The organism is Streptococcus raffinosi, assembly GCF_030284685.1.
Lineage (GTDB): Bacteria > Bacillota > Bacilli > Lactobacillales > Streptococcaceae > Streptococcus > Streptococcus raffinosi.
Genome location: NZ_JASUZV010000003.1, coordinates 146,230 through 170,179, shown reverse-complemented (window position 1 = coordinate 170,179; position 23,950 = coordinate 146,230). Strand labels below are relative to the sequence as shown.

General features: G+C 39.5%; 18 protein-coding genes and 1 pseudogene. 15 read left to right on the top strand and 4 right to left on the bottom strand.

Features of this window, described 5'->3' with window-relative positions; all coding sequences use genetic code 11:
• Positions 1-37: 37 nt before the first annotated feature.
• Both QRD39_RS03320 and QRD39_RS03315 read right to left on the bottom strand, forming a co-directional pair.
• Positions 38-1,570 carry a hypothetical protein gene (locus QRD39_RS03320; RefSeq protein WP_285955656.1) on the bottom strand — a complete coding sequence of 511 codons (1,533 nt, stop codon included), beginning with the start codon at positions 1,568-1,570 and terminating at the stop codon, positions 38-40.
• A gap of 252 nt (positions 1,571-1,822) precedes the next feature.
• A complete protein-coding gene (locus QRD39_RS03315; protein WP_285955655.1) occupies positions 1,823-2,743 on the bottom strand; it encodes an Rgg/GadR/MutR family transcriptional regulator in 921 nt (306 codons plus the stop codon).
• A gap of 333 nt (positions 2,744-3,076) precedes the next feature.
• Between QRD39_RS03315 and QRD39_RS03310 the strand changes: the two genes are divergently transcribed.
• From QRD39_RS03310 to QRD39_RS03290, 5 genes are all read left to right on the top strand, one after another.
• Positions 3,077-4,033 carry a hypothetical protein gene (locus tag QRD39_RS03310; protein ID WP_285955654.1) on the top strand — a complete coding sequence of 319 codons (957 nt, stop codon included), beginning with the start codon at positions 3,077-3,079 and terminating at the stop codon, positions 4,031-4,033.
• Positions 4,034-4,573, top strand: coding sequence for a hypothetical protein (locus QRD39_RS03305; RefSeq protein WP_285955653.1), 540 nt, complete (start codon positions 4,034-4,036; stop codon positions 4,571-4,573).
• Positions 4,574-4,579: 6 nt separating this feature from the next.
• Complete coding sequence (locus tag QRD39_RS03300; RefSeq protein WP_155106250.1) at positions 4,580-4,756, top strand: hypothetical protein; 177 nt, start codon at positions 4,580-4,582, stop codon at positions 4,754-4,756.
• 128 nt (positions 4,757-4,884) lie between these two features.
• Positions 4,885-6,654 carry a DUF805 domain-containing protein gene (locus QRD39_RS03295; RefSeq protein WP_285955652.1) on the top strand — a complete coding sequence of 590 codons (1,770 nt, stop codon included), beginning with the start codon at positions 4,885-4,887 and terminating at the stop codon, positions 6,652-6,654.
• 24 nt (positions 6,655-6,678) lie between these two features.
• Complete coding sequence (locus tag QRD39_RS03290) at positions 6,679-8,970, top strand: DUF1002 domain-containing protein (protein WP_285955651.1); 2,292 nt, start codon at positions 6,679-6,681, stop codon at positions 8,968-8,970.
• Positions 8,971-9,201: 231 nt separating this feature from the next.
• On the opposite strand, the gene QRD39_RS03285 is transcribed toward QRD39_RS03290, so the two are convergent.
• A complete protein-coding gene (locus QRD39_RS03285) occupies positions 9,202-10,860 on the bottom strand; it encodes an Rqc2 family fibronectin-binding protein (RefSeq protein WP_285955650.1) in 1,659 nt (552 codons plus the stop codon).
• A gap of 678 nt (positions 10,861-11,538) precedes the next feature.
• Between QRD39_RS03285 and QRD39_RS03280 the strand changes: the two genes are divergently transcribed.
• The 10 genes and pseudogenes from QRD39_RS03280 to nt5e all read left to right on the top strand — a co-directional run bounded on the left by QRD39_RS03280 (position 11,539) and on the right by nt5e (position 22,317).
• Positions 11,539-12,339 (top strand): TraX family protein, encoded by an 801-nt coding sequence (locus QRD39_RS03280; RefSeq protein ID WP_285955649.1) that lies wholly within the window; start codon positions 11,539-11,541, stop codon positions 12,337-12,339.
• 132 nt (positions 12,340-12,471) lie between these two features.
• Positions 12,472-13,020, top strand: coding sequence for a DJ-1 family glyoxalase III (locus QRD39_RS03275; protein ID WP_285955648.1), 549 nt, complete (start codon positions 12,472-12,474; stop codon positions 13,018-13,020).
• A gap of 340 nt (positions 13,021-13,360) precedes the next feature.
• Positions 13,361-14,134, top strand: coding sequence for a dihydroorotate dehydrogenase electron transfer subunit (locus QRD39_RS03270; RefSeq protein ID WP_285955647.1), 774 nt, complete (start codon positions 13,361-13,363; stop codon positions 14,132-14,134).
• Positions 14,135-14,143: 9 nt separating this feature from the next.
• Complete coding sequence (locus QRD39_RS03265) at positions 14,144-15,100, top strand: dihydroorotate dehydrogenase (RefSeq protein WP_285955646.1); 957 nt, start codon at positions 14,144-14,146, stop codon at positions 15,098-15,100.
• Between the two features lie 235 nt (positions 15,101-15,335).
• The gene (pyrF, locus tag QRD39_RS03260) at positions 15,336-16,031 is read left to right on the top strand and encodes an orotidine-5'-phosphate decarboxylase (RefSeq protein ID WP_022496378.1); all 696 of its coding nucleotides are present in this window, start codon (positions 15,336-15,338) and stop codon (positions 16,029-16,031) included.
• Positions 16,032-16,118: 87 nt separating this feature from the next.
• On the top strand, positions 16,119-16,748 hold the full coding sequence (gene pyrE, locus QRD39_RS03255; RefSeq protein ID WP_002888403.1) for an orotate phosphoribosyltransferase: 630 nt from the start codon (positions 16,119-16,121) through the stop codon (positions 16,746-16,748).
• Between the two features lie 84 nt (positions 16,749-16,832).
• Positions 16,833-18,284: pseudogene (locus tag QRD39_RS03250) on the top strand (amidase).
• Between the two features lie 108 nt (positions 18,285-18,392).
• Positions 18,393-19,241: a transporter substrate-binding domain-containing protein gene (locus QRD39_RS03245; RefSeq protein WP_008534665.1), complete on the top strand. Its 849-nt coding sequence runs from the start codon at positions 18,393-18,395 to the stop codon at positions 19,239-19,241.
• Positions 19,242-19,299: 58 nt separating this feature from the next.
• Positions 19,300-19,953, top strand: a complete 654-nt coding sequence (locus QRD39_RS03240) for an amino acid ABC transporter permease (protein WP_021145352.1) — start codon at positions 19,300-19,302, stop codon at positions 19,951-19,953.
• Between the two features lie 111 nt (positions 19,954-20,064).
• Positions 20,065-22,317, top strand: coding sequence for a cell surface ecto-5'-nucleotidase Nt5e (nt5e, locus tag QRD39_RS03235; protein WP_285955645.1), 2,253 nt, complete (start codon positions 20,065-20,067; stop codon positions 22,315-22,317).
• Between the two features lie 250 nt (positions 22,318-22,567).
• On the opposite strand, the gene mnmE is transcribed toward nt5e, so the two are convergent.
• Entirely contained in the window at positions 22,568-23,938 is a 1,371-nt protein-coding gene (gene mnmE, locus QRD39_RS03230) for a tRNA uridine-5-carboxymethylaminomethyl(34) synthesis GTPase MnmE (RefSeq protein WP_285955644.1), read from the bottom strand.
• Positions 23,939-23,950: the final 12 nt, after the last annotated feature.

Below are 23,950 nucleotides of genomic sequence, written 5' to 3'. Positions count from 1 at the left end.
CAAGATAGCAAGTGTGAGACAATCTAAAAAAGCCATCTTAGGATGACTTTTTCATAGCCTTTAGGAAGCGACTGAGCTTTTGTGACATATGACTATAACCCGCCGCAATCATCGGAAGTTGTAAGTAAATATAAGGCAGGGTGTACTGACTCTTGGTCTCTGAAATCAGATGAAAGAGGATGCCTCCAAAGAGATAAAGGAAGGCATAAAGTCCTAGTGTTGCCCCATCTCCCATTCGTTTATAGGCAAAGGCATAATAGAACACACCGCCCAAGTAGAGCACTAAAAGGTAACCTTGCATATAGGTTACGAAAAAGAGATGTAGGGTTCCATCATGATAAATAGAAGTCGCAAAGCGATTCCACAAGGGTTGATACTTGTCTTTACTAGGCCCATTCCAGATGGATTGAAAACTCCCTTCAGTCCAGGAGCTGATAAATTTAGTGCTGAAGAACCAACTCGCTTCATCTGGATGTTCTAAGAAATATTGCACCCGTTTATCAAAGAGGTGATTTGCACTTTTCTCAATCTTATCAATATTTCCCTTTTTCTTGGTATAGATTTTTCTAACATAGCCGGTGTACCAGCCTGGCATACGTTTTGAGTCTGGCTCATCCTGCAAGCCCATGGCTAACCAAGCGATTTGAGGTGTTCCAGAAATTTTTTGATGGGTAGTTATTTCATAATAGCTAGTTGTCGCCTTATGCATAGTCATTGGAAAAGCGAAGAAGGCTAGTATCAACAGTAAATAAGTGTATCGTTTTTCTCTAAGTATCAACAGTATTAGAATACCAGTCAATGCAAGTATGAGAATAATATTATTACTTCGCACCCAGTAAGCCAAGGTTAGCATGATTACCGAAACTATAGCATTTCTAGCCTTACCATGCCTCAAATAGCGTAAGAAAAATAGAATAGCGAAACTTGAAAAGAACAAGCCATACATTAGCCCGTAAGCAAACATAATGTTGAAAACTAGAGGTAAAAAACCAAAACTCATGATGACAGCCAAACGACTGATATGAGCTCTGTTAAAAAGTACCTCTGTGATTTTCCAAGTAGCATAGTTCATCCCAATGACCATAGCCAAATTGAGCACATAGAAAACCGAGATAACAGGTAGAGGAATCAGGTAAAGAATAAGTCTTTCAAAACTAAGCATACCTAACTGGTGGGGATAACGGTAGAAGTAAGCCCCAGGTTTTATCAAGGAAAAGTTGCCAGCGTTGAACTGAACTGCCCCTCGGAAAACAGTACCTGCATCGTCTCGCCCAGCAAAACTCGTCAGAAAAATCAGAACGAGCCCAAAACTCACAAAGCATATTGTAAAAAACGTGAAGATTTGCTTGGTTGTATAGTTCTTTAAAAGCTTGGGCCAGAGAAGCGTCAAAAGTAGAATAATCCCACCCGAAACATAAACATACCAAGGGACGCTACTAATCTCTGCCCACTCAAAGTATCCAGTCATCATGGTCGTGCGAATGAGTAAAGCAGTCACAAATAATATGCCGAAGACTAAGAGCCCCACGTAGCGACCTAACCATTCTAAAACAGAACTCGTATATGACATAAGAGCCTTCATACTGAAAGTCTCCTTTATATAGGTAATTACCTATATAGTTTAACATAGTCCTTAGAAAAATGTCATGAAATCAAGAAAAAATAGGGGGTGCTTACAAGAAATATAACAGTTTTTGCTTAAGATTAGTAATAGTCAGCGCTTTAAAAATGAAAAAGACCGAAAACCGGTCTTGATTTTGAAGGAAAAACTTCGATAAATGCTGGCTCCAAATACCTTCTAGTGCTTCTAATTGATCTAAACTTAGCTTTCTTTAAAAGGGATGCCAGTCTTATTCAATACAGAAACAGCACTTAAAATTTTATTCTTGTCTATGGCTGAAGCATTAGAGTTGTCTAAAGCCTCGAAAGCTTCTAAAAAATGAATACAATCTCTTGCGATTTCAAGTCCCTTGGGATTGTTTTGTCGTAAGAAGTTCATGGCTTGATAAAACTTAAAATTAAATTTTTCAGTATAGAGATGGTTGTAAGAAGGGGATTTAAGGATGTTTTCTAATTCAGCGATTAATTTATTGGCATCCTTGAAATAGGCCTTTCTCGAAAAATAGCCAATCATATGAACCAAAATAGCTATATCTTCTTTTTTTGAGGATAGAAAACTTTTTTTATTGTTAGCCATAGCATCTAAAATCTTGCCAGAACGATACTTGACCATTTCATAAGGGCAATCAGCTAATATATAGCTAAGTACTGAATACTCAAAAATCCCCCATGTATCAATACGATTTAAATAGTTTAAAACAATTTCTAATTCGTCATCCGTAAGTTTGGAGGTTAGGCTCAGTGTTTGAAAATAACTTTGGTAGGATAGTTTATAGACAGTTTCGAGAATGGGATTATCTGAATAATCACCTTCAAAAGAAGATTCGACTAATTTAAAGCCATCATAATAATGACCATTGTTAATCTTGACTAAAATTTCGTCCGATAAAGACAGTTCTTTTAAGATAGACTCCCCATTGTAGTAACGGAAGAAGTCATTCCAAGTGGCCCCTATACGAATGAGGAGACGGCCAAAGTTATTAAGACTAATACCAGATTTTCCATGCTCAAAAACCCCAAGCATTTGAGGAGAAATAATATTCCCAGCAGCTTCTTTTAAACTGTATCCCCGATCTAAACGCAATTGCCTGAAGGCTTGACCATAGCAAGAACGATTTTCCATAACTTAAATTTCCTTTTAAATCTTCTAACTCTATTATATACCAAAAATCTGCAATTATTAATAAGGAAAAAATATTTTCAAAAAAATATCTATATTCTTAGAATTCAGCAATATGAAAATATTTTTGCTTTTTTACGTTTGATTCTGAGGAATTAGTTATAATAATTCTAAAAGTTTAAAAGTATATGCTATGAATTATTTGATAATATCAGTATACTCTAACGAAAGCTATTGTCACACGATATATCATAGCTTCATGTTGCTGAACAATGAGGTGAAAAAGCAATAAGATAATCTGTCTTCACCTCAATCTGGTTATTAGGAGAAATCATTATGGAAAAGCAAGAATGGTTTGTGTACTTCGAAGCAGTCAATGGTAGAAAGCCCACTCTAGAAGAATTCAGTAAAGCCAAAGCATCAGGATTTTTTGAAAAAAAGAAAGAATCAGAAAAAGAGGAAAACATAACGAGTCCTCAACAAGAGATGCCTCAATCTCCAAAACAAGTAAGAGAAAACTGGGTGAAGAATTTTGAATTAAATCATGGACGTAAGCCTAGCTTTGAAGAGTTTTTTGAAGGAGTTGAAGCACTCAAACAGCCAGCTTCGGAGCCAACTACAAATCCTGTACATCAGACTGTAAGTACTCAACCTATCAATACAGGCCTTAATCAGCAAAACTTTGGTTTTGGTCATCAAGTTGATCAGTCCATTGCCAATAACCAATCCCAAAGTGATGTCAATTCGAATCCACAAACGAATCCATTCAGCAGTGGACCAATATCACCTTCACAAGATACACCTCAATGGTCTGGAACAAGCCAGTCAAATCCTTATTTTACAAGGCCATCAAGTCCTTATTCTCAACCTAACTATACTAATACTGGACAAACAGTACCTCTAAATACTTATGCGATGACGGACTCATTCTGGTCTAATATCACCACCAAACATAAGTCTTTGTTGGCTCTTATGCTGATTGCCAATCTCTTCTTTGTCTTTTTCGGTTTGAAACCAGCAGAGGGTACAAATGCTAACGGTTATATCTACGAATCGGGAAGTGTTTTTCTACCTACAAAATATAGTACTGATTATTATGGCTCCAGCAACTTCGACACGACTAGAGAATTCTATAAACAGATCAATAAAAATGTTGCTAATGAGCGCTATAAAAATCTATTGCCAATGGGGATTTCTGTTCTTGTTATGGGAGTTGCTGCTTTTGTGTTGCATGAGGATCAAGACTTTCAAACCAGAGTTTATGTGACCTATCTCAAGAAAGGGGAAAAATAAATGTACTACGAAACTTGGATTGGAATGGTAGTGTCTTTGGTACTTTTTCCTATTTTCTATTTTTATGCGGTCAGACCTGCAGATACACTATTTAAGAATGCTTTGATTGAGAAGGGAGTCATTAAACAACGTGATTCACAATTATTCATGCAACAAACCCATTCTTTTTATTCAAAAAAAATCACATCTTTAAATGCTATTTCTGAGAAATTGGTTGAGAAGCCCTTTGTTCTGCCCAAAACACCTGGAGGTCCCTTTCAAAACGCTAAAAAGGTTGAGCAAGAATTTTATTCTGATCTTATTATTATCACCGCTAAATACATGAGTAAAAAAGCTATTTTCTCGTTTAAAAGTTTAGGTGAGTATAATGGTGAATACGTCTATCAATTTTCGTTGGAAACGTTAAAGAAACAAAGCTTTAAAGAGACAGAGTTTGTTTACAATTTCATATTGACTCGTATCGAAACTATTTTAAAGCAATTAGATGATAATGTTGAGGTCGAACGTAAGGTAATCGACTATACATCTTCAAGAAAGTAGGATAACATGGAAATTTCATTTTTTTTAATTTTTGTAGCTATGGTAGTAGGTATTTATTTTGTAATACACTTGATAGAGGTTGGTGTTTTCAAAGTTAAGGATAGTATTGAAGACAGTATGATGAATGCCACTGCACATCGTAAACAAGAGGAGCAGCACACCGACAGACGTGAAAAACTTTAAGGTAGTTGATTATAAGGAGTGACCTCGTCATGAAGATAGGGTAGGCTTGTTGACAGCCGACGAAGGTAAATAAACGATTAGAATAGACATGGGTATAATTGAAAATTTAGAAAGGTTATTTTAGTGTTATGAGTAAAAGAGATGATTGGATTGATTATTTTGAACTCCTTCATGGGCGAAAGCCAAATGCTGATGAGTATCTTGAAGCAAAAAATGCTGGTAAATTTGATAGTAGTCCAGATAATACAGTTCAAAGCGTTCAAGAGCAAAGTTCTCCTCAAGAGGCTCCAAGCGTAGAGCAGTATGATGTAGCAGAGACATCTGATTTTAACGATCGGTTTGCATCAGAACACTTGCAGGAGCAAACAAACATAGTAGGAGAAGGTCCTAAACAGGATTATCAGGAAGCAGCAACTCCAAACTATTATAATACGCAGATAAACATGGGAGGAGAAGATCCTAGTCCTAAACAAGATTATCAAGGAGAAGCAATTTCCAATTATTACAATACTTCGCAAGATCAATATGCTTCCCCTTTTCTCATCGATCAACGTGGACAAGAGATTACCTTTGGAAGAGCCTTTGCTGATTATTTCAGAGGTTACTGGTCTTTTAATGGCTTTACGTCTCGAAAAGGTTATTGGTCAGTCGTATTCTTTAATTTAGTGGCTTGGGGAAGTTTTTACGCTATTCTCAGCTTTTTACTCATTAATAAGACCAATATCTACTTGCTTGATTATTTGTTTTTTAATCCCTTATTAGGTCTTTCAATTTATAGTATTCTTTGGTTACCCTATTTGGTTCTAATATTGCCAGGATTGACGCTTAAAACGAGAAGATTGAGGGATGCAGGGTTACGTGGACGAGGAATTTTTGTACTTTATCTCTTTACTTTGGTTCCTTTTGTAAATATTATTAGTTCAATTTTTTCACTCTATGCGCTTTGTCAGAAGTCAGATCATTTCCTTCAAAATGGTGAGTCATTCTTCTATAGAAATCGTGCTGAGTCACCAGCACTGCCTAATTTAGAATTCCCTCAAAGAAAATCATTGGGAGGCTTTTTTGGAGGTTGTTTAATCTTTTTAGGGATTGTTATGCCTCTCATTTTGGTACTTAATGTCAATAATTTCAATAACAACAATGACTATTCTCATGGCAGCTCTTACTATGATGGCCAAACAGTTGATTTGTCACAATACGAAGTTAGTTTGAACGTTGATGGTGAAAATGGCTCGGGGGTTGCCAGTGTACATATCGATGCGACCCCAAGTGTATCAAGTAGTAGCAGTGAGATAAAGAAATTTTTAGAAAATCCCCAAATTACCGTTTCTAAGGAAACTGGACTCTCAGATGGGGACACTGTTGATGTTGAGATAACTTTAGATGAAGACAAGGCCAGCGAATTGGGCTTAACTGTTACAGGGACTTCCTATCATTATTTCGTTGTCTCAAATTTAGGCTCTGATGGTAAGGCATCTTCGAAATCCTCATCAAATAATTCTTCAAGCAACTCTTCATCACAAAATACTTCTAGTGAGCAAGATACCAAGAAGAATATCGAGACCTTTATGACTAACTTTAGAAGTGACATCAATCGTACCATTAAAGAATCATCAGATTATGTTTATCCATACTTTGAGTCTAAAGATAACTCTACTTATAAGAGTATTATTGATATCTACTTACAAAATCCTGACCACTATGATCACTTTGAATCAAAGACTGATAATATCTATGACATTAAAGAAAATGGTGATCAGGTAACCTTTACCATAGATTTTACGACGACGACTTACTTTACAGACGGTAAGGCTCCGGCAACCTCATCAAAAACCCGTCATTATGTTTGTAAAAAGCACGGTTCGTCATTCTATATCATTAGCTTTGATAACCTTTAATACGAGAACATATCAGGAAATCCTATGAAAAAGAAATTGTTTAATGGGTTAGTAGCAAGTCTTATTCTTCTTTTAACAGTTCAACCACTTGCTTCCCCTTTTATATCCCCAAATGGTCTTGTTTTTGCTAATAACATCACAAAATCAGAGACCTCCTCTTCCCAAAAATCACCTAATCTAACTGCCTTATCCAATAAGAATACGCAAATAGATAGTAAGAAAGAAAAAAATCTTAAAAAAGTTCTGACACAGCCTTTGATGTCATTAGGTTCTTCCCTATCCTCATCGGAAAAAGCGGATACCAAGCGACTGTTGGGTGACACGAATATCGCTGAAGACCAGGTGATAGCCGTTGATGGTAAGACCATTGCCAAATACTTGGACGATGTTGATACCAATTCCAAGGTTTATTCAAGTGCTTATATTAAACCATTGTCCGAAGGTTCTGGTGTTCAGGTTGAGATTGTGACACCAACAAAAATTACCAAAGTTTCCTCAACAACATATCAAAATGCAGCCATTACATCTGGCGTATCTGATGTTCTTATCCGCATTGCTTCAGTCAATGAAGTAAGTGGGGAGGGAGCCTTAGCTGGTGTCTATGCTCTGCTTGACAAGGTTGGCTTTTCGGTAGACAAAAAAACTATCAAAACCAGTCAAGACGAAATTGGTCTTATTGATAAAATCAAGGAAGAATCGCATCTTTCAGACGATGATGCCAATAAATTTTTAGCCGAACTCAAGAAGCAGATTATTAAAAAGGTAACTGACAAAGAAAAGATTGACGATAGTTGGTTACAAGATATATTAAAGAAGGCCTGTGACGGCTACGGCATAACACTAAGTGATGGCTTAAAATCAGATATCATTACCTGGTTGAAAGAATTTTCTTATACAGATACCGCAAAGTCTAAACAAAGTGTGAATCAATTAGATCAAAGTTTGCTGACCTCTGATTGGTCAGAAGTCTTGTCTAAGTTGGACAAAGTCTTAAGTAGGGATGAGATCCTTGCTTTAGACAAACAGGACTATAGTGAGAAAAATGGGTATCATGAGATTATAGCTGCCCTATATAACAAACTTTTAAAAGCTATCCAAGATAAGGACTTGAAGCAGGTTAAGCTTATCTATACTAATAGTTTTGCGGTTGAACATCTCTTAGGTTCGCCATCAACTAAAGAAAAGGAAGCTTTAAACTATATTCGGATGCTTTGCTATTATTTCATCGCATCGGTGGAAGATAGTAAACTCGGAGATGCCCTACAATCGGATGATAAACCAGCTTGGTTGGTCTCTGATAACACCAAAGATAATCTCTTAGCAAGTCTAAAACGTTATCAGAATATCGGTCAAAATCCCAGTCTTCAAGAATTGCTCATTCGTATCGCTATTGCGACGGGCTATTCTTATGAAGCCTTTCTCTACAAGGATATAAGACAAGAAGGGCATGTCATTAAACTAACAATTGTTTGTCCTTGTTTGAAAAATGATTGCCAACTCTATGTGGTTTATAACCTCAAAACAGGTGTCTGTCTCTTGAAAGATGGAAAAGATTCAACTAGAACGAAACTTTATGATTTTAAAAAGGCTTATGGTGTTGATCTTGAAGATAAACACCAGCCCCTAGTGGATGACCTTGAAGACTTTAAACTTTCTCAAAAGGATTCAAATATCTTTAAAGGAACTAACATAAACGAAACGGCTCATTCAGCTTACAAGGAAATCGTGAAGGATTATGTCTTGAAAGTCAGTGATCCCAATTACCAACAAGGCTCAGGTGTCGATTACGATCCTGTAATGGTACTAAAAAATTACAATAATAACAAGGTTAACTATTTGGTAACCGACCTGAATGATGATGGCGTTGATGAATTACTGATTGGTAGTCAAGATAACTACGTCTACGTTGTCTACACATTTGACGGTAAGAAGGCTGTCAATCTCTTTAATAATAAAATTCCGTTCGGTCTCCGACCTGGTCTTACGATTTTTAAAGACGGAACCTTGCAAGTTCACTGGGGTTCCAGCGCCTATATTTCATCTGAAATGACTTACCGTATCAATTATTCACGAACGGGACTAGATAAGCTTCTTGATTATACTGTTTATTCCCCAAGCGAATCAACGAAAGTTTCTGAGGTAACATATAGTGTTGACGGTCATAGTTATGACGAAGATGAATTTTGGTCTAAGTATAAAGCTTTCAAACCATATGTGATTCAAGAGTCCGATGGAGACACAGAACCTGCTGAAAAAGCAGACTTCCAATTGATAGAGGCTCCTCTTAAAGAAACCACACCTTCTTCAGATAAATAAAACAAGGGCTTAAGTCTGTCACTTTAGTCAATGCCCTGAAATAAATTTTTGTCACTCATAAAGCACAAAAATGTACTTAATGTGTGACTGCAAACCTATAGGAGTGAGATAGAATGATTGATTCTGTCTCACTCCTTTTTATGATGTAATGTTTAAACAACTTCTTGCTCTTGAGACAAGAATAATAAAAAAACACCAGATAGTTGAACTGGTGGTAGTGAGACGAACAATTTACTTCATCCGCATGCTATCAATTTTTTCTTCAGTCGGTGTGACACGTAAGGTCTTTTGTCCAGTATAAGTTACAAATCCAGGTTTACCGGCCGTTGGTTTATTAAGCTTCTTCACGTCAATCATATCCACTTGAACCAAGTTTGACAGACGAGCCTTAGAGTAGTAGGCAGCCAATTCAGCCGCATCCGTTTTGACCTCGTCACTTGGATTAAGATTATCCTTGATGACCACGTGACTACCAGGAATATCCTTGGCGTGGAACCAGAGCTCACCCTTTTTAGCCATCTTGAAGGTCAACTCTTCATTTTGCAGGTTGTTACGACCAACCATGATAATGGTCTTGCCATCAGAAGCCAGATATTGTTCAGGTTTCTTGCGTTTCTGGCGCTTGTCAGTTGAACGACGCTTCATAAAGCCAGCTTGAATAAGCTCTTCACGAATATCTCCGATTTCATCCATATTGGCTTGAGAAAGGCTGAATTCGACACTTTCCAAATAATCAATGGTATGCTTGGTTTCCTCAATCAATCCAGTCAAGTGCTTAACAGCTTCCTTGAGTTTCTGGTATTTCTTGAAGTAACGTTGCGCATTTTGATTAGGAGTCAGAGCCACATTTAGAGGAATGGTAATCTTTTCACCAGTGTAGTAGTTGTCTAGCTCGACACTATCCTTGTCATTTGGCACCATGCTGAGGTAGGTGGTCAAGAGTTCCCCTTTTTGACGGAACTCCTCAGCATTTTCAGTCGCCGCAAGCTCTTTTTCCTGTTTAACAAGTTTCTTCTTGTTTTTTTCCAGTTCATTTTGCACACGGTGGATCAAATCACTAGCTTGTTGAGCCACACGGTCACGCGCCGCCTTGTCCAAATAGTAGTAGTCCAAAAGCGCTGACAAGGTTTCGAACTCAGGTTGGTCCTGGCTATCAGCAAATTTTACAGCTGAAAATGCTTTTGCCGTTAAGTTTGGCTCTACTTCACGATTGAAGAAGGCACGGAAATTCTTGAGCTTATCAGTCTCAAGTAAGGCTGACAATTCATTAGCCGTGTCACGTCCCAAGCCTTGGAAAAGTTTTTGGAGGTTTCTAGCTGACAAATCCTCTGTCTGTAAGATTTCAAAGAGCTTTTCATCTGGAAGGTCGAAAGGATTCTTGGCGTCCGTCTTAGGCGGAGCAATATAGGTAGACCCAGGCAGAATAGTACGGTAACTATTTTGTGAGAAACCAACGTGCTTGATAGACTCGATGATTTTGCTCTCGTTTTTGTCAATCAGGATAATGTTGGAGTGTTTCCCCATGATTTCCATAACCAGAGTAACCTTGACGCTGTCACCGATTTCGTTTTTGTTCGACACGGAAATCTCAAGAACACGGTCATTTTCCAGCTGTTGAATATCCTCGATAACTGCTCCCTGAAGGTATTTCCTCATAATCATGGTATAGGTATTTGGATTCTGTGGATTTGGTAGCTCGGCCTTGGTGGTCTGAATGCGTCCAAAGACAGGGTGAGCCGAAAGCAGAAGCTTGTAATTCTGACGATTGTTACGAATGGTTAGGACCAACTCACGCTCAAAAGGCTGATTAACTTTCTGGATACGCCCGTAAAGCACCTGCTCACGTAGCTCAGCTGTCATATGATGAAGAAAAAAGCCGTCAAAAGACATGATGTACTTCCTTTCTTTTTAGTGATAATAATTGTTTTATTTTAAAAATAAAATACTTTGTGAGACTTTCCTTAGGTGTTGGCGGACGTCAGCGAACTTTTACAAAGTTCCATGACTAATTAAGATACAAAGGGCGTCTGCGAATAAAGTCAAAATAGAAAGTTTGACGCAGAATCTTTAGATTCTAGGAAAACTTGTCTTTTTGACACAATTCGCAGTCCGTGTTCAATTGGTTTTGGGCCCCTTCGCTTTTTCATTTTTAGGCTCAGGCTAAAACAGTTTCCCAAACTGTTTTACTCTCAAAAATTCCGAGCGCCTGAAACCTTTTAGTTTCAGGCGCTTTTAACACGGCGAAAAGTCTCGGTTAATTGCTCGCTCTGCTCTCCAAAAAAGTTATTTCGAAAATTTGCAGAGCTTATTAGCTTAGTTAGATATTTTTAAACAATTTGAATACGTTATGAACGTAAATATTGCCTAACCATTATAGCATAAAGGGAGTAGAAATGCTTGGGGAGGAATGACGTATTAAAACTATTTATTTTAATGTCGTATAAACTATCATGAAAAATTGTAGGACTGAAACAGCAAAAATTTACATCAAATTTCTTCAAATATTCTTTTGAATTTACTTCTAACTTATGGTATCATTTAATATGCTGAAAATTAAGGGAGCATTAAATGAACGATATAAAAAAGATTAGCAATGCGACTAATTTAAAATACCTAGCCGTTGCACTTATGTTTTTGGACCAAATCTATCAGATGTTCGGGAGTATGGGGGCACCTATATGGTTGACGATGTTGGGACGCCTGGCATTCCCGATTTTCCTCTTTCTTGCTGCTGATAGTTTTCATTATACACACGATCGTATGGCTTTTCTCCGGCGGTTGCTCTACATGAGTTGGTTTATGATTATTGGCAACGCCATCATTGGTAGTATTTTCCATAACGGTAGTTTCGGTTTAACCAATAATGCCTTCTCAACTTTCTTTATTACTGGGATTTTTATTTACTCTTGGGATTTATTGTTTAAGGGCCTTCGTGACAAGTCTTATAGGGAATTGATTCAGGGAATGGGTGTCTTTCTCTTGCCAATCCTTTCAGCGATTCCAGTTGCTGTACTAGGAGGGATTTTTGAAACACCTAATGGAAATCCATTTGTGGCCCATAGTGTGGCTTTTCTCTTGTCACTGGTTCCAAGCGTTATCATGGTTGAGGGTGGCTTTGTTATGGTTATCCTTGGTTTGCTCTTCTATATTTTCCGTACCAATCGCATGGCTCAAATCATTGTCTTGGCTGTTATTTCAGTGATTGCCCATCTTTTTGACCCGACAGGCGTTCAGTGGATGATGGTTTTTGCGACAATTCCTATGTATTTCTACAATGGTGAGCGTGGTAGTGGTAACAAGAATTTTTTCTATATTTTCTACCCAACCCATATTTATCTCTTGTGGATCCTAGCAAGTTTGTTTAGATAAAATGACAAAGACAGTCCTTGTGCTGTCTTTTTTCCTTATTTAAGCGCATTGTTATGGTTTGTTTCCTGCTTTTAAAACTGCTATAATTTAAGGTGAAATATAAGCTAGTGATAACTAAATTGGAGGTATATCATGACAAAAGTAGCAGTAGTATTTGCAGAAGGCTTTGAAGAAATTGAAGCCTTGAGCCCAGTGGATGTCTTCCGTCGAGCAGGATTTGACTGTAGCATGCTTGGACTTGAAAGTGCGTCAGTAACGGGTTCACATGGAATTCAAGTAGTCATGGATGGCGTATTTGACGGTAATCTTGATGCGTATGATTTGGTGGTTCTCCCTGGAGGCATGCCTGGTTCCACTAATTTGCGTGATCACGAAGGCTTGATTTCTGCTCTCCAAGCAAGAAATAAAGCAGGAAAATATATTGCTGCTATCTGCGCCGCACCAATTGTTTTGAACCGTGCAGGCTTGCTTGAAGGTCGTAAATTCACTTGTTTTCCAGGTGTAGAGGAACAAATTACAGCTGGTGAGCATCAAACGGACTTGGTGGTTGTTGATGGCAATATCATCACTAGCCGTGGTGCCGGAACAGCATTGGCATTTGCCTATGCCTTGGTTGATTTACTGGGTGGCGATGGTCAGCAATTGGCTCATACCATGGTTTACGATAGATTGTTTAAATAATGTTTATTTGAGCCTTTTATCAAGAAGACCTAACATATGATGCTAGATAAATAAACAAGATATGTTAGCTTGCAAGATGATAGAACACTTATCAAACAAATGCCCTAAGCATAGATGAGAGAGACCTTAGCTTAATTTTAAGAGCTTTGGTTTTTTCTTTTCTGCTTTGACATCTCTCATGAAAACGGTTATAATAATCACAAAATAACCTTTAAATGAGTCCAGAGAGGCTTAAAAGGTCGGACAGTTTGAAACAGCAGGGTTCTCCTGTGATTTTTTGTGCGACCTTGCCATGTGGCGAGGTTTTTTGATAACATTTTGCAGTATAGAAAGGGTTGTCATGATTTTAGTTGAAGATTTAACCATTGTAAGTCAGCGTGAGATTGCACCACGTATTTTCGAGATGGTGCTTAAGGGAGAGATGGTTGCGGATATGCAGGTTGGTCAGTTCGTCCACCTCAAAGTGCCAGATCCAAGCAAGCTCCTCCGTCGTCCGATTTCCATTTCAGAGATTGACTACGACAAGAAAGAGGCAACCATTGTCTATCGTGTGGAGCGTGAGGGGACAGCAATCCTTTCAAAGATGGTAGCCGGTCAAACTATTGATACCATGGGCCCTCAGGGAAATGGTTTTGATATTTCCGTTATTGAGACTGGGCAGAAGGCTCTCCTCGTTGGTGGTGGTATCGGTGTGCCACCTTTGGTTGAAACGGCTAAACAGTTGAAGGCTAAGGGAGTGGAAGTCGTGTCTGTGATTGGTTTTGCCAATAAGGATGCCGTTATTTTGGAGGACAAGCTCAAGGCTTGTGGTGATGTTTATGTGACCACTGATGACGGTTCATACGGTATCAAGGGTTACGTTTCGACGGTTATTGATGGTTTCGACTGGACTCCAGATGCCGTTTACAGTTGCGGAGCGCCAGGCATGCTTAAATATGTCGACAGCAAGTTTGAAAATCATCCTCATGCCTATGTTTCTATGGAAGCTCGTATGGCTTGTGGTATGGGGGCTTGCTATGCCTGTGTGGTCCACGTAAAAGGAGAATCAGATGCCAAAAATCTTCGTGTTTGCGAGGAAGGACCAGTCTTCCCAACCGGAAAAGTCATCGTCTAGGAGGTTACCATGTCAGAGATGAATTCAGAAAATCGTTTAGCTATTAGCCTTCCAGGGCTCGACTTGAAAAATCCTATTATCCCAGCCTCAGGTTGCTTTGGTTTTGGTCAAGAGTATGCCAAGTATTATGATTTGGACAAACTTGGGTCCATCATGATTAAGGCAACGACTGCTAATCCTCGCTTCGGTAATCCAACACCCCGTGTGGCCGAGACACCATCAGGCATGCTTAATGCCATTGGACTTCAAAATCCTGGTGTTGACGCTGTCTTGTCTGAAAAACTTCCTTGGTTGCAGGAGCATTATCCAAAGCTTCCAATCATTGCCAATGTGGCTGGATTTTCTAACGAAGAATATGCGGAAGTCTCTCACAAGATTTCCAAAGCCAGTAACGTCAAGGCTATCGAGCTCAATATCTCCTGTCCAAACGTGGACCATGGCAATAATGGTCTTCTCATCGGACAAGTCCCAGAGCTTGCCTATGCGGCAGTAAAAGCCAGTGTCTCTCACTCTGATGTGCCCGTCTATGTCAAACTGACACCGAGTGTGGCTGACATCACGAGTGTCGCCAAAGCAGTCGAAGATGCCGGTGCGACAGGCTTCACAATGATTAACACCTTGGTTGGTACACGCTATGACTTGGCAACTCGCAAACCTATCATTGCCAACGGTCAAGGTGGTATGTCGGGTCCAGCCGTCTTCCCAGTAGCCCTTAAACTTATCCGTCAAGTTGCTCTAGCATCAGACCTCCCAATCATCGGTATGGGTGGCGTCGACAGTGCCGAAGCGGCTATCGAAATGTTTATCGCTGGTGCCTCAGCCATCGGTGTTGGAACAGCCAACTTCGCAGATCCATATGCTTGCCCTAAAATCATTGACCGACTCCCTGAAGTTATGGACAAATACGGTATCACAACACTTGAAGACTTGCGTAAGGAAGTTCGAACAGACTTGTTGGGGAAATAAAAGATAAATAGCATTTTTAAGGAATTTAACAAAGGAATAATTACTTTCATCCCCCTTTGACATTCCCTTATAAAAGCGCTATAATGGAACAAATTGAACTGAACCTTTAATCGAGTCCAGAGAGGCGAGAAAGGTGTACTGAGATGCTACGGCATCACTAAAGGGTAGGGACTGCCCTGTTTTCGTGCAACCTTCGCTGACTGGCGGAGGTTTTTTGTGTGAAAGGATATAAGAAATGAGAGAAAATCGTCCTGTTATTGCCCTTGATTTCCCTACTTTTGAGGATGTGAAGGCATTCCTTGCTAAGTTTCCTGCTGATGAAAAGCTCTATGTAAAGATTGGTATGGAACTTTACTATGCGGCTGGTCCAGAGATTGTTCGCTATGTTAAAGATCTTGGCCATAGTGTTTTCCTTGACCTTAAGCTTCACGATATTCCAAATACTGTCAAATCTGCAATGCGTGTTTTGTCTAATCTTGGCGTTGATATGACTAATGTGCATGCGGCTGGTGGTGTAGAAATGATGAAGGCTGCGCGTGAAGGCTTGGGTGATGGTCCAATCTTGATTGCAGTGACACAGTTGACCTCTACCTCTGAGGAACAAATGCATGATTTCCAAAATATCCAAACGACACTTCAAGAATCAGTGGTTCATTATGCTAAGAAGACGGCTGAAGCAGGTCTTGATGGTGTTGTTTGCTCAGCACACGAAGTCGCCAAAATCAAAGACGCAACAAATGAAGACTTCGTTTGTTTGACACCTGGTATTCGTCCTGCAGGAGCAGCAGTTGGTGACCAAAAACGTGTCATGACGCCTGCCGATGCTCGTCAAATTGGTTCAGATTACATTGTTGTTGGTCGTCCAATTACGCAAGCTGATGATCCAGTAGCAGCTTATCACGACATCAAGGCCCAATGGAACGGTCAATAAATTTTCAAAAAGACCTTATTTCATAGGAAAATAGATTGAATTAGGTTATAATAAAGAGTAGAAAACGCTTTACGGAGGAAAATAATTATGACATTAGCATCACAAATCGCTTCAGACTTGCTAGATATCAAAGCGGTTTACCTTAAACCTGAAGAGCCATTTACATGGGCGTCTGGTATTAAATCACCAATCTATACGGATAACCGTATTACCTTGTCTTATCCTGAAACACGTACCTTGATTGAAAATGGTTTTGTGGAAAAGATTAAGGAAGAATTTCCAGAAGTAGAAGTGATTGCTGGTACTGCAACTGCTGGTATTCCTCACGGTGCTATCATCGCTGACAAGATGAACCTTCCATTTGCCTATATTCGTAGCAAACCAAAAGATCACGGTGCTGGTAACCAAATCGAAGGTCGTGTGGTTAAGGGCGAAAAGATGGTTGTTGTTGAAGATTTGATTTCAACTGGTGGCTCTGTCCTTGATGCTGTAGCAGCTGCAGAGCGTGAAGGGGCTGATGTTATCGGTGTTGTGGCTATCTTTACTTACGAATTGCCAAAAGCTGAGAAAAACTTTGCGGATGCCGGTGTTAAATTAGTTACTCTTTCAAACTACAGTGAGTTGATTAAAGTTGCTAAGGTTCAAGGATACATCACTGCAGACGGACTCAATCTTTTGAGAAAATTTAAAGAAAATCAAGAAACTTGGCAAGACTAATTCCCAGATTTCAGGCGGAACGTTTCAGGCGTTTCGCTTTTTTTAGTATAATTGATTACAGATTACCTGTAGGGAGAGTATGCGATGTTAATAAATGAATGGTCGGATGCGACAGCAATGGCTGAAGCAGTACGAAATAAGACAGTCAGTCCTCGTGAATTAGTAGAGACCACTATCCGTGAAGCAGAGATGACGAATCCCAAAATTAATGCTATCGTCAGTCAACGCTATGAGAAAGCTTTGGTAGAAGCGGATACAAAAAATTTTTTAGATAAGCCTTTTGCTGGGGTTCCAATTTTTCTCAAGGATCTAGGTCAAGATCAGGCTGGTGAACCTTCGACTGCAGGTTCTCGCTTATTTACAGACTTTCGACCTAAGGAAACGGATAACTATGTTAAGAAACTGGAGGACCTTGGCTTTCTTATCTTGGGGCGTACCAATACGCCTGAGTTTGGTTTCAAAAATATTAGTGATGCCAAGATTCATGGTTCTGTCAATCTTCCTGATGATGTAACACGCAATGCTGGGGGGTCGAGTGGTGGTGCAGCTGCACTTGTAAGTTCAGGCATTTCGCCTTTGGCTCCAGCTAGTGACGGTGGAGGTTCTATCCGTATTCCAGCCTCTTTTAATGGCCTCATCGGTCTTAAACCAACTAGAGGACGAATTCCTGTAGGTCCTGGCTCTTTCCGTGGATGGCAGGGAGCTTCTGTCCAATTTGCTTTGACAAAGACTGTTCGAGATACAAAACGCTTGCTTTACCACATGCAGACTTGTCAGATGGAAAGTCCATTTATCTTACCTAAGCTAAGCAAGCAAGTTTTAGACCAGCCAATTAAGCCCTTGAAAATTGCATTTTCGACTGCCTCTCCAATTGGTGGTAAGGTTTCAGAATCTGCTATAAGGGCAACTAAAAAGGCCGTTAGAGCACTGGAAAACCTAGGACACCAAGTCCACGAATTGACGGAACAGCCCTTAAATGGTATTGAGGCCATACAGTCTTATTACCTTATGAATAGTGTTGAGACGGCTGCCATGTTCGATGGCATTGAAGCTGGTCTGGGCCGTCAGATGACGCTTGATGATATGGAATTGATGACTTGGGCTATTTTTCAATCTGGTCAAAAGATTCCAGCTAAAGTTTACTCCCAGGTCCTCGCTCAGTGGGATCAGTATAGCCATCAGATGGCAGAGTTTCATGAAACTTATGATATTTTACTGGCACCTACAGTTGCAGATGTGGCACCTAAACAAGGATAATTTGCTCTTTCAGAAAGCTTGAAGACGAAACTTAAGCACATAGCTGATTACAAGTGGGAAAAGCAACAGGAGCTTATCTGGGACATGTTTGCGGATAGTCTAGATTGGACACCTTTCACGCAACAGGCTAACCTGACCGGGCAACCTTCAATTTCTTTGCCTGTTTATCGTGATGAGCAAGGACTTGCGCTTGGCGTTCAACTGACGGCTGCCAAGGGACGTGAAGACCTTTTGTTACAAATTGCTCAAGAAATGGAAGAAGCTTCGATTTTTAGTTAGAAAATTTTTTCTCAGTTCAATTTTTTGTAAAACCCTTTCAAATAGTGTAGGCTTGTATTATAAGTTTTTAACTTACCTCAATTTTTATTTTTAAGGAGAAAGATATAGATGAAAAAGAAATTTTTCGCCGTTATTAGCCTAGCATTGGCTGCGGTCTTTTTGGTCGCTTGTTCGTCACAAAGTTCAGGCGAGAAGAATTGGGAAAAGATTGAAAAACGTGGGACTATCAAGGTTGCGACTGCAGGAACCCTCTACCCACAAACTTACCACGATGACAAGAATAATCTGACTGGTTACGATGTTGAGATTCTTAAGGAAGTTGGAAAACGCCTCAAGTTGAAGATTGATTTCACTGAAATGGGTGTAGACGGAATGCTTACAGCTGTAAATAGTGGTCAAGTAGACATTGCCAACTACTCACTTGAAGATGACAATAAGAACGTTAAAAAATTCTTGCGTTCTGAGCCATACAAGTATTCCTTTACTTCAATGGTAGTCCGTGACTCTGATAACTCAGGCATCTCTTCATGGAAAGACCTCAAAGGTAAAAAAGCAGCTGGTGCCGCAAGTACCAAATACATGAAGATTGCTAAGAAGATGGGGGCTGAACTCGTTGTTTATGACAATGTTACCAACGATGTTTACATGCAAGACTTGGTAAATGGTCGTACAGACGTTATTGTCAACGATTACTACTTGCAAAAGATGGCCGTAGCTGCGGTTAAAGATAAATACCCTGTAAAAATCAACGATGGCATTTACAGTAACCCTTATTCAACTAGCTTTACTTTCTCTTTGAAGAATAAAGTCCTTCAAGAAAAAGTTAATAAAGCCATTAAAGACATGAAAAAAGACGGTACTCTTACCAAGATTTCAAAGAAATTCTTTGCTGGTCAAGACGTTACAAAGAAAACTAAAGTTAACTATACTAATATTGATATCTCTGATGTCGAATAATATAAGCGATCCATTAGGGTCGCTTATTTGCTAAAGAAATGTTTAGAAAGATAGACTTATGATTATTGATTTTCAGCTGATTTTTAAAAGTATTCCCTACGTTCTATCAGGATTGCCCTACACTTTAGGAATTTCCATTTTGAGTTTTATCGTTGGGAACTTATTTGCGATTCTCCTTGCCTTTATGCGGATGTCGCAAAAGTCATGGTTAAGATACCCTGCCCGGATTTACATTTCCATCATGCGTGGTGTCCCCATGTTGGTTGTGCTCTTCATTCTTTACTTTGGCCTGCCTTATGTTGGTGTCCAGTTGCCCGCTCTTCTTTGTGCCTTTATCGGTTTCTCCAGTGTAAGTGCTGCCTATATGGCTGAGATTCTCCGTTCATCTATTTCTGCTGTAGATAAGGGACAATGGGAAGCTGCTCGCTCCTTGGGACTGCCAAAGAAGTCTATTATTCGTCACATCATCTTACCTCAGGCCATGCGTATTGCAGTAGCACCACTTGGAAATGTCATCATAGATATGGTTAAAAGTTCTTCATTGGCTGCTATGATTACAGTACCAGACATTTTCCAAAATGCTAAGATTATCGGGGGTCGTGAGTATGACTACATGTCTATGTATATCCTGATTGCCTTCATTTATTGGACCTTGAGCTTCACATTGGAATTGCTTCAAAATCATCTTGAAAAACGCTTGGCAACTTACTAATTATTGAGACATAACGATTGAATTTCTAATCAAATAGTGAAAAATATTTAATTCTAATCTTATAATATGTGGTATAATAAAAACGATTTAACATCAGAAAGGTATTTTGGAATGAAGAAGAAAACTGTCGTTGCAACGACTCTCTCAACCTTACTCGTCTCAACTGCAATCTTGGCAAATGCTGTCCAAGCTGACGAGGTAGAAACGAATGCAAATGCTACAACTCCAAGCACAGAAGTAGTAGCTACACCAGCCACTACAAATGCAGCATCGACAGCAGACTCAACTGCATCAAGTGAGTCTGCCGCTCCACTTGTTAGCGCAACATCGACACTTGCAACTCCAACAAGTGAACCTAGTGTATCTGCAGTTCCTAGTGCAAGTGAAACAGCGACATCAACTGCAGCTGCTACACCAGCAACAGAAACAGTGACAAATGCTAGCACAAGTACTAATAATGATACGGTCACAGTCCTTCACACCAACGATGTCCATGGTCGTATGGTGGAGGATGACCGAAATGGTGTTATTGGTGATGCGCTCTTGTCTGGCATCGTCAATGATTATCGCTCAAAAGGAACAACCCTTGTCTTTGATTCTGGAGACTCTTTCCAAGGTCTTCCTATTTCAAATAGTTCTAAGGGTGAGGATATGGCTACAGTCATGAATGCGGTCGGCTATGACGCTATGACCGTTGGTAACCATGAATTTGACTTTGGACTTGACCAATTGCGCCGTTTGAGCAAACAGATTAATTTCCCAATCATCACATCTAACGTCTATGTCAATGGTGTTCGTCTTTTCCAACCATCTACAATCGTTGATAAAACACCTGGTGTTGATGGTGATGAAGTCGTTGTTATCGGTGTCACTACCCCTGAAACAGCCACTAAAACACACCCTCGAAACATTGTTGGTGTGACTTTTAAAGATCCTATTTCAGAAGTCGAAGCTGTTATTGATCAAGTCGAATCAAATGCTCGTGCCGAAGGTAAGGATTACAAAACTTACATTGTTCTTGCTCACTTAGGTATTGATACAACAACTCCTGTTGAGTGGCGTGGTTCAACTTTGGCGGAAGCACTTTCAAATTATGCACCACTTAAGGGTAAACGTGTACTTGTTCTAGATGGGCACTCACATACTCTTCATACAGCAACTTACGGCGATAACGTCACTTACAATCAAACAGGTAGCTACCTTAATAATGTCGGCCGTATTGTCTATAATTCTGATCGTATTTTGTCACATGGAGTGATTACACATGACGAAGCCAAGAAGAATTACCAAGTTAACCCTACGCTTAAAGCAATGCTTGATGATATCCAAGCTAAATACAAGGCTGATTCGTCAAAAGTTGTTATTGAAAACAGCCCTGTCAAACTGAGTGGTGACCGAATGGATGTCCGTGTTCGTGAAACCAATCTTGGTAATGTTGTCGCAGATGCTCTCTTGGATTACGGTCAATCTGGTTTTAGCCACAAATCTAATCTTGCAGTGACTAACGGCGGTGGTCTTCGTGAAACGATTGCCAAAGATAAACCTGTGACAAAGGGAGATATTATTGCTGTTCTGCCATTTGGTAACTCTGTTGCTCAAATTCAGGTTACTGGTCAAAACATCTATGATATGTTCGTCAAGTCTCTTGGTTCTATTCTTCAAGTTGATGAAAGTGGTAAAAATGTTCTTGATGAAAATGGTCAACCTTTACTTGAACCTTCAGGTGGTTTCCTTCAAGAAGCAGGAGCTCGTGTCTATTATGACACCACCCTTCCTACAGAAAAACGTATCCTTTCTATTGACATTTTAGATCCAGAAACTAAAGCCTACAAGCCTCTCGACAAAACTGAAACCTACTATCTTGTAACCAATGATTTCTTGGCTGCTGGTGGTGATGGCTACACAATGCTGGGTGGACCACGTGAAGAAGGGCCTTCAATGGATTCTATCTTTGCTGATTATTTGGCATCAGCAGACCTTTCTAAATATGCTGTCATTAATCCAAATTCACGTACCATTTCAATTTCAAGCGCTAATTATGCTGCATTGACTAAGAAAGATGAAGCAGAACAACCTACGCTTAATCCATTAAGTTCAGTTACTCCATCGGATGTTGCTAAAGAACTAACAACAACTAAACCTGTGGTTTCTAAAGTAGTAACGACACCAAACGGTAAAGTCTTCTTTGTGTCAACAACAAATGAAGCCCTTAAAGAAACAGAAAAAGTAACAGAAGCTTCAGCTCAAGGCGAAGTTCTTCCTACAACAGGTGACAAGAGCTCACATGCTGGTCTCCTTGGCCTTGGTATGTTACTTACTATCTTTGGACTAAGTGGTAAACACAGAGGTAAAGCGAAAAACTAAGCCAGTATACATGACAAGAAAAGTAATGGGCTAATTACAGTTGTAAACTTGTCTTTCTTAACACTGTCAAACACCTGAAACCAAGTGTTTCAGGTGTTTTTTATATGGTCTAAAACTATTCCAATAATCATAACACCCTATTATAAATGGAATAGTTTGGTTTTATATTTACGTAACTAAAATTATGTAAAACTTCACCATAAAAAGAAAAAAGATAACGGAGTATCTTTTTACATAAATTTAGTTATGTCTATTTTCCTAGACAGAATTGACTAAAGAGTTGCGTAATGAGTTCATCTGGAGCAGCATCACCAGTAATTTCTCCCAAAATTTCCCAGGTACGTGTCATATCAACCTGTAGTAGGTCAACCGGCATGCCTAATTCAAGACCTTGATTAACGGCTTCAAGGCTCTCAAGAGCTTGTTCAATAAGAGAAATGTGACGGGCATTTGAAAGATAGGTAGCATCTTTCTCAACCAAACCAGCATTATCAAAGAAGAGTTGATTGATACGTTCTTCAATCTTATCAATGTTTTCATTTTTTAAGACTGAAATTGGGATGATATCTTCGGGAAGTTCTTCAAGTTGGATAGCTTGAGGAAGGTCAGTCTTATTTAGGAGAATGATGCGATTGCTATTTTGGCTGATGTCAAGGAGGGTACGGTCTTGCTCAGTTAATGGCTCGGAGCTATTAAGGACAAGAAGGACCAAATCAGCTTCTTCTAGGGCCTTTTTAGAACGCTCTACACCTATTTTTTCGACAACATCGTCAGTATCTCGAATACCAGCCGTATCGATTAACTTAAGTGGAACACCCTTGATATTAACGTATTCTTCAATAACATCACGAGTGGTCCCTTCAATGTCTGTAACGATAGCTTTTTCCTCACGTAGGAGGTTGTTGAGAAGACTTGATTTTCCGACATTTGGACGACCAATAATTGCCGTTGAAAGACCTTCTCGTAGGATTTTTCCTCGTTTGGCAGTGGCAAGAAGATTTTCTAAAAGTGCTTGGAACTCTTTCGTTTTTTCACGGACAAGATTTGTGGTAACCTCTTCAACATCATCATACTCAGGATAGTCAATATTAACTTCCACCTGAGCTAAAGTATTAAGGATTTCTTGGCGGGTATTGTTAATGAGATTCTTGAGTGAGCCATCAAGTTGCGAGACAGCAACTGCCATAGCCTTATCAGTCTTGGCGCGAATCAAATCCATTACAGCTTCAGCCTGAGTTAAGTCCACACGGCCATTTAGGAAGGCACGCTTGGTAAATTCACCAGGTTCAGCCATACGAGCTCCAGAACGGATAAGGAGTTGCAGAATTTCATTAGTTACCGCAACTCCGCCGTGTGTGTTGATTTCTACCACATCCTCACGGGTAAAGGTTTTGGGAGCACGCATGACACTGACCATGACTTCATCAATGATGTCATCATTTTCCACGATATGACCATAGTTGATGGTATGAGAATCAACGGTTTCAAGATTCTTCCCTTTGAAAATCTTATTAGCAATGGCAATAGCATCTGTTCCTGATAAGCGAACAATACCGATAGCCCCTTCGCCTAAAGGGGTTGAAATAGCTGTAATAGTATCAAATTCTTTGGTAATTGACATGTTTTATCCTTT

Bases quoted from the DNA above. Each gene is read 5' to 3' on its own strand.
- QRD39_RS03240 (WP_021145352.1), top strand. From the start codon at position 19,300: ATGATTATTGATTTTCAGCTGATTTTTAAAAGTATTCCCTACGTTCTA.
- QRD39_RS03305 (WP_285955653.1), top strand. From the start codon at position 4,034: ATGTACTACGAAACTTGGATTGGAATGGTAGTGTCTTTGGTACTTTTT.
- QRD39_RS03245 (WP_008534665.1), top strand. From the start codon at position 18,393: ATGAAAAAGAAATTTTTCGCCGTTATTAGCCTAGCATTGGCTGCGGTC.
- mnmE (WP_285955644.1), bottom strand. From the start codon at position 23,938: ATGTCAATTACCAAAGAATTTGATACTATTACAGCTATTTCAACCCCT.
- QRD39_RS03300 (WP_155106250.1), top strand. From the start codon at position 4,580: ATGGAAATTTCATTTTTTTTAATTTTTGTAGCTATGGTAGTAGGTATT.
- QRD39_RS03320 (WP_285955656.1), bottom strand. From the start codon at position 1,570: ATGTCATATACGAGTTCTGTTTTAGAATGGTTAGGTCGCTACGTGGGG.
- QRD39_RS03315 (WP_285955655.1), bottom strand. From the start codon at position 2,743: ATGGAAAATCGTTCTTGCTATGGTCAAGCCTTCAGGCAATTGCGTTTA.
- QRD39_RS03265 (WP_285955646.1), top strand. From the start codon at position 14,144: ATGTCAGAGATGAATTCAGAAAATCGTTTAGCTATTAGCCTTCCAGGG.
- QRD39_RS03295 (WP_285955652.1), top strand. From the start codon at position 4,885: ATGAGTAAAAGAGATGATTGGATTGATTATTTTGAACTCCTTCATGGG.
- QRD39_RS03310 (WP_285955654.1), top strand. From the start codon at position 3,077: ATGGAAAAGCAAGAATGGTTTGTGTACTTCGAAGCAGTCAATGGTAGA.
- pyrF (WP_022496378.1), top strand. From the start codon at position 15,336: ATGAGAGAAAATCGTCCTGTTATTGCCCTTGATTTCCCTACTTTTGAG.
- QRD39_RS03275 (WP_285955648.1), top strand. From the start codon at position 12,472: ATGACAAAAGTAGCAGTAGTATTTGCAGAAGGCTTTGAAGAAATTGAA.
- nt5e (WP_285955645.1), top strand. From the start codon at position 20,065: ATGAAGAAGAAAACTGTCGTTGCAACGACTCTCTCAACCTTACTCGTC.
- QRD39_RS03285 (WP_285955650.1), bottom strand. From the start codon at position 10,860: ATGTCTTTTGACGGCTTTTTTCTTCATCATATGACAGCTGAGCTACGT.
- QRD39_RS03270 (WP_285955647.1), top strand. From the start codon at position 13,361: ATGATTTTAGTTGAAGATTTAACCATTGTAAGTCAGCGTGAGATTGCA.
- QRD39_RS03280 (WP_285955649.1), top strand. From the start codon at position 11,539: ATGAACGATATAAAAAAGATTAGCAATGCGACTAATTTAAAATACCTA.
- pyrE (WP_002888403.1), top strand. From the start codon at position 16,119: ATGACATTAGCATCACAAATCGCTTCAGACTTGCTAGATATCAAAGCG.
- QRD39_RS03290 (WP_285955651.1), top strand. From the start codon at position 6,679: ATGAAAAAGAAATTGTTTAATGGGTTAGTAGCAAGTCTTATTCTTCTT.